14 protein-coding genes are annotated in these 13,452 nt (G+C 66.0%); 7 read left to right on the top strand and 7 right to left on the bottom strand.

Annotation, left to right across the window (positions count from 1 at the left end; genetic code table 11):
• Positions 1-15: 15 nt before the first annotated feature.
• The 3 genes from QEP15_RS17055 to QEP15_RS17045 are packed head-to-tail and all read left to right on the top strand — an operon-like array spanning position 16 to position 3,117.
• On the top strand, positions 16-849 hold the full coding sequence (locus QEP15_RS17055) for a CoA transferase subunit A (protein WP_175155917.1): 834 nt from the start codon (positions 16-18) through the stop codon (positions 847-849).
• Complete coding sequence (locus QEP15_RS17050) at positions 842-1,576, top strand: CoA-transferase subunit beta (RefSeq protein WP_056323575.1); 735 nt, start codon at positions 842-844, stop codon at positions 1,574-1,576. The genes QEP15_RS17055 and QEP15_RS17050 overlap by 8 nt, the downstream gene beginning before the upstream one ends.
• A gap of 47 nt (positions 1,577-1,623) precedes the next feature.
• Complete coding sequence (locus QEP15_RS17045) at positions 1,624-3,117, top strand: class I adenylate-forming enzyme family protein (RefSeq protein WP_280147760.1); 1,494 nt, start codon at positions 1,624-1,626, stop codon at positions 3,115-3,117.
• A gap of 45 nt (positions 3,118-3,162) precedes the next feature.
• On the opposite strand, the gene QEP15_RS17040 is transcribed toward QEP15_RS17045, so the two are convergent.
• Positions 3,163-4,143: a tripartite tricarboxylate transporter substrate binding protein gene (locus tag QEP15_RS17040; RefSeq protein ID WP_280147759.1), complete on the bottom strand. Its 981-nt coding sequence runs from the start codon at positions 4,141-4,143 to the stop codon at positions 3,163-3,165.
• Between the two features lie 70 nt (positions 4,144-4,213).
• Positions 4,214-5,083, bottom strand: a complete 870-nt coding sequence (locus tag QEP15_RS17035; RefSeq protein ID WP_152384990.1) for a fumarylacetoacetate hydrolase family protein — start codon at positions 5,081-5,083, stop codon at positions 4,214-4,216.
• Positions 5,084-5,275: 192 nt separating this feature from the next.
• Between QEP15_RS17035 and QEP15_RS17030 the strand changes: the two genes are divergently transcribed.
• A complete protein-coding gene (locus tag QEP15_RS17030) occupies positions 5,276-5,944 on the top strand; it encodes a FadR/GntR family transcriptional regulator (protein WP_142054379.1) in 669 nt (222 codons plus the stop codon).
• 29 nt (positions 5,945-5,973) lie between these two features.
• Here QEP15_RS17030 and QEP15_RS17025 read toward each other — a convergent pair whose 3' ends face one another.
• Positions 5,974-6,861, bottom strand: coding sequence for a LysR family transcriptional regulator (locus tag QEP15_RS17025; protein ID WP_280147758.1), 888 nt, complete (start codon positions 6,859-6,861; stop codon positions 5,974-5,976).
• A gap of 203 nt (positions 6,862-7,064) precedes the next feature.
• Here QEP15_RS17025 and QEP15_RS17020 point away from each other — a divergent pair, with 203 nt between their 5' ends.
• The 3 genes from QEP15_RS17020 to QEP15_RS17010 are packed head-to-tail and all read left to right on the top strand — an operon-like array spanning position 7,065 to position 8,824.
• Positions 7,065-7,544, top strand: a complete 480-nt coding sequence (locus tag QEP15_RS17020; protein ID WP_056323593.1) for a carboxymuconolactone decarboxylase family protein — start codon at positions 7,065-7,067, stop codon at positions 7,542-7,544.
• A 9-nt stretch (positions 7,545-7,553) separates the two neighbouring features.
• Positions 7,554-8,309: an SDR family oxidoreductase gene (locus QEP15_RS17015; protein ID WP_253856788.1), complete on the top strand. Its 756-nt coding sequence runs from the start codon at positions 7,554-7,556 to the stop codon at positions 8,307-8,309.
• 20 nt (positions 8,310-8,329) lie between these two features.
• On the top strand, positions 8,330-8,824 hold the full coding sequence (locus QEP15_RS17010) for an Ohr family peroxiredoxin (RefSeq protein ID WP_152384986.1): 495 nt from the start codon (positions 8,330-8,332) through the stop codon (positions 8,822-8,824).
• Between the two features lie 46 nt (positions 8,825-8,870).
• Here QEP15_RS17010 and QEP15_RS17005 read toward each other — a convergent pair whose 3' ends face one another.
• The 4 genes from QEP15_RS17005 to QEP15_RS16990 all read right to left on the bottom strand — a co-directional run bounded on the left by QEP15_RS17005 (position 8,871) and on the right by QEP15_RS16990 (position 13,337).
• Entirely contained in the window at positions 8,871-9,875 is a 1,005-nt protein-coding gene (locus QEP15_RS17005) for a LysR family transcriptional regulator (protein WP_280147757.1), read from the bottom strand.
• A 333-nt stretch (positions 9,876-10,208) separates the two neighbouring features.
• Positions 10,209-11,234: an IS110 family RNA-guided transposase gene (locus tag QEP15_RS17000; RefSeq protein WP_142049788.1), complete on the bottom strand. Its 1,026-nt coding sequence runs from the start codon at positions 11,232-11,234 to the stop codon at positions 10,209-10,211.
• Positions 11,235-11,371: 137 nt separating this feature from the next.
• On the bottom strand, positions 11,372-11,806 hold the full coding sequence (locus QEP15_RS16995) for a cupin domain-containing protein (RefSeq protein ID WP_175155909.1): 435 nt from the start codon (positions 11,804-11,806) through the stop codon (positions 11,372-11,374).
• Positions 11,807-12,461: 655 nt separating this feature from the next.
• Positions 12,462-13,337 carry an RNA polymerase sigma-70 factor gene (locus tag QEP15_RS16990; RefSeq protein ID WP_226846371.1) on the bottom strand — a complete coding sequence of 292 codons (876 nt, stop codon included), beginning with the start codon at positions 13,335-13,337 and terminating at the stop codon, positions 12,462-12,464.
• Positions 13,338-13,452: the final 115 nt, after the last annotated feature.

The raw sequence follows: 13,452 nt of genomic DNA, 5'->3' as shown, positions 1-13,452 counted from the left end.
GCAGGGAGGAAGACAATGGCTTCAGGATTCAATCAGAAGAACAAGCAGTGCAGCTTGCAGGAACTGGCGGCGCTGGTGCCTAACGGGGCATCGATCGCGCTGGGCGGCAGCTTCCTGCATCGCGGTCCGTTCGCGTTCGTGCGTGAACTGATCCGCCAGGAAAAGCGCGATCTCGAACTCATCAAGCAGTCGCCGGGCTACGACGTCGACATCCTGTGCCGGGAGGGCGTGCTGCGCCGCGTGCGCGCGGGCATCGTCGCGATGGAGGGCAACTTTGGTCTGGCGCCCTGGTACCGGCGCGCCGTGGAACGCCACGAGATCGAGCTGGAGGAACATGCCTGCGCCAGCCTGACTGCCGGCCTGCGCGCGGCGGCCTTCGGCGTGCCGTTTCAGCCCTGCGGCGGCCTGCACGGCAGCGGCCTGCCGGAACTGAACGGCTGGAAATGCCTGGAAGACCCGTACGGCAGCGGCGAGAAGACCTGGGTGGTGCCCGCGATCCGGCCGGACTTCGCAGTGATCCAGGCGTCGGAGGTGGATGCGCAGGGCAATGTGCGCGTGCATGGCACCGCGCATTGGGACCGGATCATGTCGCGTGCCGCCGGCAGCGTGCTGGTGGTGGCCGAAAAGCAGGTGGATAGCGCGGTGTTCGAGGCGCAGCCCGAATCCACGCTGGTGCCGTATTTCATGGTGCAGGCCTATGCGGTCGTGCCGCGGGGCGCGTGGCCGGGATCGTGCTGGCCCGATTACGCCATCGACTATCCCGCGGTGGAAACCTACATGGACAAGAACAGCGATCTGCGCGCGCACCTGGCTGCGGCGCCCGAAGCGCGGGAGGGAAATCATGGCTGAGCAATGGTCGGGCTTTTCGTACATCGTCACCAACCTGGCGCGCTTCATCCGCCCCGATGAAATTACGTTCAGCGGCGTCAATTCCACGATGCCCATGCTGGCCTGCCTGCTGGCCAAGCGCGCGTATGACTGGGACTTCGTCTATATCAATGTGGCCGGCGGCGTGAACCCGCGGCCTTCGCACATTCCGTTGTCCAGCTCCGATCCGGTGCTGGCCGAGCACACGGCGTCGATCTTCTCGAACGAAGACTTCTACGATCTGTGCACGCGCGGCCGCATGGACCTGACGTTTCTGGGCGCCGCGCAGATCGACGGCGCGGGCTGCGCCAACAACTCGTGCATTGGCGACTGGCACGAACCCAAGGTCCGCCTGCCCGGCGGCGGCGGCGGCGCGGTGATGCTGCCCACGGCGCGGCGCGCCTGCACCTGGCGCACCGAGCATTCGCGCCGCACGTTCGTGCCCAAGCTGGACTTCATGACGTCGTGGGGCGGCTTTCACGGAGTGGTCACGCCGATTGCCGTGTTCATCAAACGCGACGGCCGGCTGGCGCTGCAATCGTGGCATCCAGAATCCAGCCTGTCCGAGGTGCGCGAGCGCACGGGCTTTGAGTTCGACGCCGCCGGCGCGGGTCCGACCGAACCGCCGACCGAGCGCGAAGCCCTTGCCTTGCGCGAACTGGACGCGGACGGGCAATTCGAACGCGACGCCGCCGTCACGCTGCGCTGATCGCGCATCCACCCATCACATCGAGCCCGGTACAGGGGGAATCAGTCATGTCGATTGCCGATGCCACGGTCGTGGCGGCGTTTGCACGCTTGTGGGACCAGCCGGAATGGGCCGCGCGCCACGCGCTCGTGACCGCCGAGGAAAGCGTCACCTACGCGGACCTGCGCCGCCGGGTGGGGCAGGCCGCGGGCGGCCTGAGGGCTGCCGGCGTTGCGCCCGGCGACTACGTTGGCGTGGCGATGGAGCGCTCGCTGGCGCAGGTGCTGGCCATTCTGGGCGTCATGGCGGCGGGTGCTTGCCCGTGCCCGCTGGAGCCGCGGCTGTCGGTTGAGGAAACCGCGCGGCGCGTGGCGGCTGTGGGGCTGACGTGGATGCTGGTCGATAGCGACAACGCTGCCACCGCGCGCGGCTGCGGCCTGCCGGCGGCGCGCGTGCTCGATGCGGCAAAGACCGCGCAGGGCGGGCAGGACTGGTCCGGCGCGGATGTCGCGCCAGAGGCCCCGGGGCTGCTGCTTTTTACGTCCGGCAGCACCGGCAATCCGAAGGGCGTGCTGCTCAGCCATCGGGGGCTCGTGAACAACGCGCGCGGCGTTCTGGCGCATACGGGTCTGACGCCCGGCGATCGCCTGCTGCACGTCATGCCGCTGCACCACACCAACGCGCTCAACAATCAGATCTTCACGCCGCTGCTGGCGGGGGCGAGCGTGGCGCTGGCCGGCCGGTTCCGCGCGCAGGACATGCCGGGTCTGCTGGCCGCCTTCCGGCCCACGATCATCACCGGCGTGCCGACCATGTATGCGCGGATGCTGGAATTGACGTTCGATCCGGACAGCCTGGCCGGCCTGCGCTTTGCCCGTTGCGGCTCGGCGCCCATCACCGAGGCCTTGCACCGCCGGATCGAAGCCTTCCTCGGGTGTCCGCTGGTCGTGTCCTATGGCCTGTCGGAGGCCACGTGCACGTCCACCATGAATCCGCCCGCGGCGCGGCGCGTGGGATCGGTGGGCACGGTGCTTGAAGGGCAGGACGTGAGCCTGCGCCTGCCCGACGGCAGCCTGGCGCCGGCAGGCGCCGAAGGCGAGATCTGCATCGCGGGCGACAGCCTGATGCTGGGCTATCTTGGCGTGGACAGTGCGGACGCGGGCGCGCCGCGGCTGCTGCGCACGGGCGACCTGGGCCGCTTCGACGCACAGGGTTATCTAATGATCACCGGCCGCATCAAGGACGTCATCATCCGCGGCGGCGAGAACATTTCGCCCGCGCTCATCGAAGGCGTGGTGACGGGTATGCCCGGCATCGCCGCCTGCTGCGTGGTGGGGGCGCCGGACGAGGATCTGGGCGAGACGCCGGTTATCTTCGTGCAGGGCAATGGCGACGCCGCGCCCGACGCGGCCGCGATACAGGCCGAGGTGCTGGCGCGGTTGGGCCGGATCTACGTGCCGCGTGACGTGATCTGGATCGACCGGTTGCCGGAGAACGCGGTGGGCAAGGTGGACCGCAAGGCGCTGGCCCGGCAGGCGGCGGGGCGCGAAACGGTGCAATGAAAAAAGGGGGCGCGAAGCCCCCCATAGACGCTACGGTCTAGTTCGTCATTCCACCTTGCCGATCCGCTTGACCGCCACTTCCAGCGACGCGGAGTCCTTTTTCCAATAGTCGTCGAACGCCGGCGCGTCCAGGTACTGCACCGGGCTGCCGGTGCCGGCGATGCGCGCCTGCACCGCGGGATCGTCCGCGATCTGCTTGACGGCATCGCGCAGCTTGGCGATGACGGCGGGCGGCGTGCCGGCCAGCGCGAAGATGCCGGACCACTGCACGAAGCTGGCGTCAAACCCCTTGGACTTGAGCGATGGCACCTGCGGCAGGCTCTCCAGCTTGCCATCGCCCCAATGCGCCAGTGGGCGGACACGTCCAGCTTGAATGAGCTGCATGACGCTGGACGGGCCGGTGGCCAGGGCGTCGACCTGCCCGCCGACCAGCGCCTGCACCGCAGGACCCGCGCCGGTGAAGGGCACGTGCATCATCTTGATGCCGGCGGCGCTCTGCAGCATTTCCATCGGCACGTGCATCGTGCCGTAGATGCCCGAGCTGCCGTAGCTCAGCTTGCCGCCCTGTTTCCTGGCCGCCTCAAGGAATTCGTCCAGCGTCTTGTAGGGCGCGTCCGCGCGCACCACCAGCACGGTGGGATCGGCCGTGATACGGGCGATCGGCACGAACTGGTCCAGCTGATAGGCGGGTTTGCGCTCCAGCAGCCGGTCGGCTGCGGGCAGGATGGAAATCGACGACAGGCTCATCAGCAACGTGTAGCCATCGGGCTTGGCGCGGCCCGCTTGGCCGATGCCGATGGCCCCGCCCGCGCCGCCCTTGTTTTCGATGACGATGGGTTGGCCCAGCTTGTCCCCCAAGGCCTGGGCAATGGGGCGGGCGATGGTGTCGGCCACGCCGCCGGGCGGGAAGGGCACCATCAGCGTGACGGGGCGTTCGGGATAGCCGGCGGCCAGCACGGTCATCGTGGCCGTCGCACTCAGGCATAGCAAGGCAGCCGCGGCCACCTGTTTGCAGCGCAGTTTCATGTCTCACTCCTTATGGGCTTGCGTGCTGCGCGGCGCCGGTTTCATTGACCGGCGCTCATTGGCGCGGGCGTCAGACGAATCGGTTCTCGATCCTTCCAATGCCGTCGATTTCAATGCGGACGGTGTCCCCGCTCTTGAGGAACTGGGGCGGATTCAGGCCCTGGCCGACGCCAGCGGGCGTGCCGGTGGCAATGACGTCGCCGGGGTACAGCGTGATGCCGCGCGAGCAGGTTTCGATGAGCGTGGGAATGTCGAAGATCAGGTCTTCCGTGTTGCCGTCCTGGCGAAGCTCGCCGTTCACCCAGCAGCGTACGCGCGTGTTGCGTCCGTCCAGCTCGTCGGCGGTGACCAGCCACGGACCCATCGGGCAGAAGGTGTCGAAGGATTTGCCCAGGTCCCATTGCTGGTGGCGCATCTGTACGTCGCGTGCGGTGACGTCATTGACCACGGTGTAGGCGATGACGTGGCTCATGGCTTCGGCGCGGGAGATGTTGCGACCGCCCTTGCCGATCACCACCGCCAGTTCGGCTTCGTAGTCGATCTTGTCGGAGATGCCCGTGGGCAGCGTCACGTCGGACCAGGGGCCCACCACGGTTTGCGGCACCTTGGTGAAGACGATGGGCCAGGATTCCGGGTTGGCGTCGTTGTCCTTGAAGACGGAGTCGCGCAGTTCCTTGGCATGGGCGTGATAGTTGCGGCCCACGCAGAACAGGTTGCGCGGCTGCGCCGGCAGGGGCGCTTCGTGCTCGACCTGATCCCAGCGGTAGGACGGTCCCGTCTGGGCGGGCAGGGCGCGGCCCTCTGCCAGCCACCGCACCGCCGTCAGTGCGCCGGCCGCGGCCAGTTCGGGCGCGAAATCCAGCGCGGTAACCGTGCTGCCGTCGTCCGCGACCACGCCCACGCGCCGTTCACCATTGACTCGAAATACCGCGATTTTCATGCTTGCTCCTACGGGGCTTACGCCGCCCGTTGATGAGATACCAAAAAATACCAATTTGGATAATTTAGGCCCAATTGGTGCTGTTCGGCAGGATAAACCAAAATTCTCCACAGGCGAATCCGTTTATTTCCGGATAAGCAGGAATTTATTGGACTGATTTGGTATCATCGCGGCATTCATCCGGGAGTCCTCATGGACAAAGCCTCCGCCATGCGGGCGGTCATCATCGAAAACCTGCAGTCGGGTATCTGGCCCGCCGGCCATCGCCTGCCGACCGAGCGCGCGTTAAGCGAGGAATTCGGCCTCAGCCGGTCTACCGTGCGCCGCACGCTGGCGCAGTTGAAGGACGACGGACTGATCTCGCAGCGCGTGGGCAGCGGCACCTACGCCAACCCGCCGTCGACGCTGGCGCAGACCGAGGCGTTCTTGCGCGGCGAGGTGCTGTCCACGAGCCCTGCCGAACTGATGGCCGCGCGCCTGGTGCTGGAACCGGCTATTGCGGCGTTGGTGGTGCAGCACGGCACGCCGGCCGATTTCGCGGCCATGCAGCATGCGTGCGACGAGGCGGAGGCCGCCGCCAGCTTTGAAGCGTTCGAGGTGTGGGATGCGAAACTGCACGAGCTGATGGCCACGGCCACGCACAATCTCTTCATCGAAAAGGTCTTCGCGCTGATGACTGCGGCGCGCTCGCAGGCTACCTGGGGGGCGCTCAAGCGCAAGAGCCTCACCCCTGAACGGCGCGCGGCCTACCAGGCTGAACACCGCGAGATCGTCGAGGCGCTACATGACCGCGACGCAGACCGCGCCATGGCGGCGGTGCGCCGGCATCTGGTGCACGTCAGGGAAAACTTGCTGGGGTGAGCCAGGGCGTGCGCCCGGGATGCAGGCGACTAGTTCACGCGCAGATGCCGTTGCAGCGTATCCAGAAACACCTTCGCCCGCGCCGGCGTCACGCGGTTGTCGGAGAGCGCGTAGATGGTCGCGGGGGGTAGTTTCCAGTCTGGCAGGATCTGTTCCAGATCCAGTTCCCGCAGTGTTTGCGACAGCGCCAGGTGGCTGGGCATCCAGGCAATGCCCAGCCCGGCGATGGCAAGCTGCACACCCAGCGCCGAGCTGTTGGTACCGATGTGGGTGGGGCCGCGGACGTTCAGCAGGCTCTCGCCTTCGCCCAGTGTCCAGTCCTGCAGGTCGCCGGTGATGATGCGCTCGTGCAGGCCCAGGTCTTCCGGGCAGGTCGGCCGGCCGAATCGGTCCAGGTAGCTGCTGGCCGCGACCAGCACCCACTGCACCTGCGCGACGTGCTTCTGGATGAGCGCCGAATCCGCCAGCTCGCCCGAGCGCAACATCAGGTCGAAGTGCTGGCCATTGCGGCCCGTGTCGGCCAAGCCAAGCTCCACCTCGAACGAGATCTGCGGATAGGTTTCGCGCAGCTCTTTCAGCACCGCCGGCAGGATCGTCGTCAGGCCGGGCATGACCGACACGCGCAGCGTGCCCGCCAGGTGGTTCAGCCGTGAGTTGATGATTTCGTGCGCCGACAGGGCGCCTTCGACGTGTTCCGCGCAATGATCGAAGTACTGCTGTCCGATGGCCGTCAGGCTGACGCTGCGCGTCGTGCGGTTCAGGAGCTTGTAGCCCAGCGCCTGTTCCAGCTGCGTGAGCCGCCGCGACAGCGTGGCGACGGGGATGCCGAGCGCGGCGGCGGTGGCGGACAGCTTTCCACGCTTGGCGACTTCGACGAAGTAATGGATGTCCTGCATCGAGATATCGTTTCTGTTCATGATGAGTTCCGGGCGCGAGCCTTGATTGCCTGCCTATTGTCGGCGTGACCGCGCCTGCCGATTGTTGCCATTGCGGCAACATCATGGTCCCCGCGCCGGGGCTACTGCGGTCCGGCGGGTCGGCCTACGATTTGGGCGTCGAACAAGCAAGCGCCGCGCCCGGCAACCCGACCGGGAAGCGCCCAACCCACCCAGGAGCCATCATGAGCCAACGTCTCAACGCCTTTGCCCAATCGCCGGAACTGTTCAAGAAGTTTGTCGAGTTCACCATGCTGGCCAAATCCGGCACCATCGAAAAGTCGATCCTTGACCTGGTCGACATCCGCGCCTCGCAGATCAACGGCTGCGGCTTCTGCCTGGACATGCACATCAAGCAGGCCAAGCTTGCCGGCGAGCGCGAACTGCGCCTGCACCATGTCGCCATCTGGCGCGAATCCAATCAATTCTCGGCGCGCGAGCGCGCCTGCCTGGCCTGGACCGAAGCGCTGACCACGCTGGGCGTGCATGGCGTGCCGACCGAGGTGTACGAGCGCGTGCGCGGCGAACTGTCCGAAAAGGAAATCTCGGACCTCAGCTTTGCCGTCATGGCCATCAATGGCTGGAACCGGCTGAACGTGGGATTCCAGACCGTGCCCGGCTCGGCCGACAAGGCGTATGGGCTGGACAAGGCCCAATTCAACTAAGGATCGATCATGAAAATCCTCGTCATCGGCGGCACGGGCCTGATCGGCTCCAAGCTCGTCAAACTGCTTGCCGAACGCGGCCATGAGGCCATCGCCGCCTCGCCCGCCACCGGCGTGAACACGATCACCGGCGAAGGCCTGGACGCGGCCCTGGACGGGGTCGACGTCGTGGTCGACGTGGCCAACTCGCCGTCCTTCGAAGACAAGGCCGTCCTGGAATTCTTCCAGACCTCCGGCCGCAACCTGCTGGCCGCCGAAAAGCGCGCGGGCGTGCGCCATCATGTCGCGCTGTCGGTGGTGGGCACCCGCCGCCTCGCCGAAAGCGGCTACTTCCGCGGCAAGATCGCGCAGGAAGACCTGATCGAAGCCGCCGGCATTCCGTACACCATCGTGCACAGCACGCAGTTCTTCGAGTTCCTGGGCGGCATCGTGCAGTCCGGCACGCAGGGCGAAGAGGTACGGTTGTCCTCCGCCTACGTGCAGCCCATCGCCTCGGACGACGTGGCGCTGGCCATGGCCGACGCCACGTTGGGCGCGCCCGTGAACGGCATTGTCGAGATCGCTGGTCCGGAGAAGGTCAGGTTGTCCGAACTGGCCCAACGCTACATGCGTAGAATCGGGGACTCCCGCACCGTGCACGCGGACGCCGGCGTGCGCTATTTCGGCGCGCTGCTGGACGACAGCACACTGGTGCCCGGATCCCGCCCGCGCCTGGGCAAGATCGACTTTGACACCTGGTTCAGCCACTCGGGTGCAAGCAAGTAGCGGCGGTCACAAGGACCCACATGAGCAAACTGCGGCCTCCTCCCCAAAGCCTCCTGGACAAGTACCGGGGCGGCGACTTCCGGCCCCTGTACACCACCAGCGTGACGGTGCGGGGCGGGGAGGCCGCGCATGGCCGCGCCTCGGGCATCGCCATGTCGGACGACGGCGAACTGCTTGTGGAATTACGGTTGCCCGTCGAACTGGGCGGCACGGGCGGCGGAACCAACCCCGAGCAGCTCTTTGCCGCCGGTTACGCGGCCTGCTTTCACGGTGCGCTCAGCATGCTGGCCCAGCGGTCCGGGCTGTCCATTCCCGACGCCTCGGTCACCGCCACGATCGCGTTCGGGCGTGACCCCGTCGATGGCCTGTTCGCGCTGAAGGCGGACGTCAACATCCACCTGCCCGGCCTGGACAAGGCCATTGCCGAAGAACTGGTGCGCAACACCGAGCGCCTCTGTCCTTATTCCAAGATGGCGCAGGGCGGCATCGAAAGCGTCGTCGCACTGACGCAGTAGCGCCGCTTGCCGGGGCGCCTTTCCACGCGCCTTGCTGCCTTGCGCTTCACGCCGGCTTGACCAGCAGGCTGTCCAGTATCTGCAGGTCCATCGCGCGGATGTTCTCCGTCATGTAATCGATGAACACGCGCATGCGCGCCGGCAGGTGCTGGCGGCTGAGAAAGCACAGGTAATGCCCGCGGTCGTCCGGCGCATATTGCGGCAGGCAGGCCACCAGCCGGCCCGCCCGCAGATGGTCGCAGACCTGATAGGCCGCCATCTGCGCGATGCCGTGTCCGTCCAGCACCGATTGCAGCACCAGGTCCGCGTCGTTGAAGGTCAGCATGCCGGGCGGCGCCACCTTGCGCATCTGTCCGCCCACCTTGAACTCCCATTCGAACACGCGGCCGGACGCCAGCTTGAAATTCACGCAGGCATGGTCCGCGATGTCCTCGACGCTGGCGGGCAGTCCGTGGCGCGCGGCATAGGCCGGCGACGCGCACAGCATCATCTGCATCGGGATCACCTTCTTGGCGATCACCTGGCTGTCTTCCATGCGCCCGTTGCGAAAGGACACGTCCACGCGGTCGGTGGTGAAGTCGGTAGGGCCGTCGTCCAGCAGCAACTCCACCGAGATGCCCGGATTGGCCTCGCGAAATCCCTTCAACAGCGGCGCGACGACCTTGCGGCCCAAGCCCACGGTGGCGCACACGCGCAACTGGCCCGACGGCGGGCCCTCGCGAAGGTCGCGCATATCGTCCAGCGCCTGGATGATGCGTTCAACGCCCGGGTGGCATTGCTCGTAGAAGCGCTGGCCCTCGGGCGTGAGCGACGTGCTGCGCGTGGTGCGCACGAACAGTCGCGTGCCGAGCTGATCTTCAAGCTTCTGCACGCTGCGGCTGACGGCCGAGCGGCCGATGCCAAGCCGGTCGCCCGCCTTGGCGAAATTGCCTTCAGCGGCGACCGCGATAAAGGCCATGACACCGGCATAGCTGGTGGCAAAGCTGTCGGCCAGGGAATCCGGTCCGGCCGAAGCAGGGGTATCCGAAGGGGCAGGGTAGGGTGTCGACATGGTGGCGGCGCCGCAAGTGGGTTGATCCTACAGCTAAGACGGCGCAGCCTGCAATCTTGTGACATCACGCGCAAAAAAAATCTATGGTCAGCCCGATTTTTGCAAGCGGGTTTGTGTTGGCGTAAATTGGGCTTTGCTCAAATCTATTCGGAGTCGTTTGGGGACAGGTCCCCCGCTCCATGATGAGAGTCGCGCCCGGCAAACCTCAAAAGGGCCTCAGCATCCAGGTGCTGAATTTTTTACCAGGTTTCTTGCCAGGCCGTTGAGCCGTTTATGTCTTCACGTACTCGCGTCGCAAAACCAGGAAGTGACTGCGTAAAACGGTGATGAATGTCAGGTTGCGCTAACAGCCTGCTCACTTCGGTAGTTCGTTCCATTGGCGAGGATGGCCCAGGCTATCCTCGCCAATTTATTGGCCAGCGCGCAGGCCACCACGTTCGAGTGGCGTCGTGCCAGCAGCTCGCGTACCCAGACGCCCAGCCGATCCGTGCGCCGCTCTACGCGTTGCATGATCGCTCGTGCGCCCTGCACCAACAGCCGCCTGAGATTCTTGTCGCCACGCTTGCTGATTCCCAGCAGCTTAGGCGTACCGCCAGTGCTGTATTGGCGTGGCACCAGACCCACAGAGGCGGCGAACTGGCGGGCCGAACCGAATTGCTGCGCATCGCCCAATTCTGTCATCAGCACGCTCGCGGTGATCGGCCCGATGCCGGGGATCTCCAGAAGCCGCTGGCTGCGTTCATCCTCGCGCAGTTGCTGGCACAAATCGCGTTCGATTTCGCCGATCTGCTCGTCCAAATACTTGAAGTGCGCCTGCAGCCGTTCAAGCAATGCCGCCAGTCGGGGCGGCAGCTCATGCTCGGCCAACACCGCTGGCAGGCGCCGCAGGATCGCCTGGCCGCGCGGCAGGCTGATGCCGAACTCCAGCAAAAAGGCGTGGACTTGGTTGATCACGCCGGTGCGCTCGCGCACCAGCGACTCTCGGACGCGGTGCAGCGCCGAGACGGTCTGCTGAGCCTCGTTGCGCACGCACACGAACCGCATGCTCGGGCGCGAGGCGGCTTCGCAGATCGCCTGCGCATCGGCAAAGTCGTTCTTGTTGCCCTGCACGAAAGGGCGCACGAACTGTGGGGAGATCAGCTTGGGTTGGTGGCCTAGCGCCTGGATGCGGCGCGCCATCCAATGGGCTCCTGCGCAGGCCTCCATCACCACCGTGCTGCACGGGCTATTACCCAGCAACGTGAACACTTGCTGGCGAGAGCACTTCTTGCGAAACACCATCCTGCCGGCAGAATCCTGCCCGTGCAGATGGAAGCTATGCTTACCCAGATCGATGCCAATCAGCGTGACGGTGCTCATGAGAGGTCTCCCAGAAAGAACAATCCCCACTCAGCGTACCGCTTCGTGGGGATCGGGCTGACCATCTCATTAAGGCCCTGCCCCGAGGGGAAGGCCTGGCGGGCCGACGAAAGGCCCCCGCCGCGTGCCGGGCAACCTTATTTGACCGGGGTCAGGGCGGGCGCGCCTTGCTTCTTGATGAGGACGACCAGGAACTTGGCCGGCTGGGTCTGGCTGGCATTGCGCCCCACCGTGTGAACGTCGTCCGGCCCTTCATAGAAGGTTTGCCCGGGCGTCAACGTGACTTCCTTGCCGCCCTTGACCTGCATGACGATGCTGCCTTCCAGCACATAGACAAAACCATACGCATCATGGCGGTGAATGGGATCGGCCCCGCCGGGCGGATAGTCGACGATGAGCATCAGCGCGTCCTTGCCGGGAATGTCCGGCAGGGCCTTGGTCATCAGTTCGGTGACGATGGGATCGGCGGCCGTGGCGCCGGACGATGCGTGATGGGAGGCGGCGTAAGCGGGCTGGCCGAGCAGCGCCGCCGCGGCGATGAAGGGCAATCCGAACTTGGTGGTCTTAGACATGGCCTGTCCTTGCGTGTGTGAGTGATGACAGGTCCATCGTAGAAGCGCGGCCCGCGAGGCGGTAGGCACGCACAAGGGATCACCGTGTTGCCTGCCAGGCACCAACGCATCAGGCCGCCAGCGGCGGCGCGTAGCCGGGGGCGACGGTAGCCGGTGTCTGACACCCTTGGTAGATGAACTTGGTGTGAAGCGAATCTCACAAGGGTGTCAGACACCAGGAGCGGAAGCAGCCACATGCGAAGCGCCATCGCGACGACGCAAGACGCCGCGTAAGCCCACGAAGGCCGCCCGCGCGGCCGCCCGGGGGCGGGCCCCGCAAGACGCTTCTCTTCCAAACGACTGCGTGCAAGAACCTCAAGAACCCGACTCGCCCCGGCACCCGTAAAGATTCAACGGCAGAGCCCGGTGTGGCGTGGGCCTGGGGTGGCGGGGCGTTTAGATGCGCCCGGCGGAAACCGAAGGGAGCCGAAGGCGGACGAGGTTGAGCGCGGGGCAGTCCGGAGCGAAGGCTCCGGACCGCAATCGGAGCCCCGCCCGCCCCAGGCCCACGCCGCACCGGGCGCCTAAAGAACCCAGCCGAATCCCATGCAAACTCCCCCACTCCCAAACCCGATGCAGCGCAATCCCCCTTCCAACGACACGCCACCCGCGCGCATCACGAGCGCTTGAGCGCCGCGGCAACGCCCGCAAGCTTGTCCGGATTTCGCTGCACCAGCACCCGCGTCAGCCGTTCGCCATCGGTCTCGTAAGACTGCACGGATTCCAGATCGCCGTCGATGAAGCGCAAGAGGGTCCATTGCCCGTTCACCTGCACCACCCGGACATCCAGCGCGTCGCGATACCGGCGCTTGCCCGCATAAAAGAGCTGCGCCAGCCGCTTGCCGCCCACCAGACTGGCAAACGCGGTCACCTTGTCGCCGCCGTCGCCGATCAGTTCGGCGTCGTCGCTCAGGAGCGCAAGCAGTCCGTTGAAATCGCTGCGCTGCATCGCGTCGGCAAACGCCTGCAACAGGCGCTGCAGCGTCGCGCGCGGCACGGCCTCGCGCGGCGCGCCCTGGCGCAGTTGCTGGCGCGCGCGCCGCACCATCTGGCGCACGGCCGCCGGGTTCTTGTCCAGCGTTTGCGCGATGTCTTCGTAGTCCGCATCGAACACGTCGCGCATGAGAAACGCCGCGCGGGCATCGGGCGACAGGCGTTCCAGCATGAACAGAAACGCCACCGACACATCGTCCGCCTGCTCATGGATCTGCTCCGGCGTGGAGGGCGCCGCCATCAGCATGGGTTCCGGCAGCCAGACCCCAACGTAGTGTTCGCGTTCAGCCTTGACAGCGCGCAACCGGTCGATCGACAGGCGCGTGGTCACCGTGACGAGCCATGCTTCGGGGTTCTGGATGGCCGCGCGGTCAGCCTCATGCCACCGCAGCCACGCTTCCTGCACGACATCTTCGGCCTCTGCCACGGCCCCCAGCATGCGATAGGCAATGCCATAAAGGCGGGAACGGTGCTGGTCGAAGAGGGCGGAGTCGGTCATGGAAAGGGCCAGCGCCGGGGCGAGGCGCAAGGAAGGCAAACATTTTGCCGTAGCGGCCAAGCTGCGACAAGCGCGCGCGACGTGCGCGCGGTTCTCATGTCGTGCCCGGTGCGCC

The sequence above is a fragment of the Achromobacter mucicolens genome (assembly GCF_029866465.1).
In the GTDB taxonomy this organism is placed as follows: Bacteria; Pseudomonadota; Gammaproteobacteria; order Burkholderiales; family Burkholderiaceae_B; genus Achromobacter; species Achromobacter mucicolens.
This window is presented reverse-complemented; position numbering and strand designations above follow the sequence as displayed.

Excerpts from the sequence above, each read along its gene's own strand:
- QEP15_RS17005 (WP_280147757.1), bottom strand. The coding sequence starts at position 9,875 with ATGTCGACACCCTACCCTGCCCCTTCGGATACCCCTGCTTCGGCCGGA.
- QEP15_RS17010 (WP_152384986.1), top strand. The coding sequence starts at position 8,330 with ATGAGCAAACTGCGGCCTCCTCCCCAAAGCCTCCTGGACAAGTACCGG.
- QEP15_RS17015 (WP_253856788.1), top strand. The coding sequence starts at position 7,554 with ATGAAAATCCTCGTCATCGGCGGCACGGGCCTGATCGGCTCCAAGCTC.
- QEP15_RS16995 (WP_175155909.1), bottom strand. The coding sequence starts at position 11,806 with ATGTCTAAGACCACCAAGTTCGGATTGCCCTTCATCGCCGCGGCGGCG.
- QEP15_RS16990 (WP_226846371.1), bottom strand. The coding sequence starts at position 13,337 with ATGACCGACTCCGCCCTCTTCGACCAGCACCGTTCCCGCCTTTATGGC.
- QEP15_RS17020 (WP_056323593.1), top strand. The coding sequence starts at position 7,065 with ATGAGCCAACGTCTCAACGCCTTTGCCCAATCGCCGGAACTGTTCAAG.
- QEP15_RS17055 (WP_175155917.1), top strand. The coding sequence starts at position 16 with ATGGCTTCAGGATTCAATCAGAAGAACAAGCAGTGCAGCTTGCAGGAA.
- QEP15_RS17025 (WP_280147758.1), bottom strand. The coding sequence starts at position 6,861 with ATGAACAGAAACGATATCTCGATGCAGGACATCCATTACTTCGTCGAA.
- QEP15_RS17045 (WP_280147760.1), top strand. The coding sequence starts at position 1,624 with ATGTCGATTGCCGATGCCACGGTCGTGGCGGCGTTTGCACGCTTGTGG.
- QEP15_RS17050 (WP_056323575.1), top strand. The coding sequence starts at position 842 with ATGGCTGAGCAATGGTCGGGCTTTTCGTACATCGTCACCAACCTGGCG.
- QEP15_RS17035 (WP_152384990.1), bottom strand. The coding sequence starts at position 5,083 with ATGAAAATCGCGGTATTTCGAGTCAATGGTGAACGGCGCGTGGGCGTG.
- QEP15_RS17000 (WP_142049788.1), bottom strand. The coding sequence starts at position 11,234 with ATGAGCACCGTCACGCTGATTGGCATCGATCTGGGTAAGCATAGCTTC.
- QEP15_RS17040 (WP_280147759.1), bottom strand. The coding sequence starts at position 4,143 with ATGAAACTGCGCTGCAAACAGGTGGCCGCGGCTGCCTTGCTATGCCTG.
- QEP15_RS17030 (WP_142054379.1), top strand. The coding sequence starts at position 5,276 with ATGGACAAAGCCTCCGCCATGCGGGCGGTCATCATCGAAAACCTGCAG.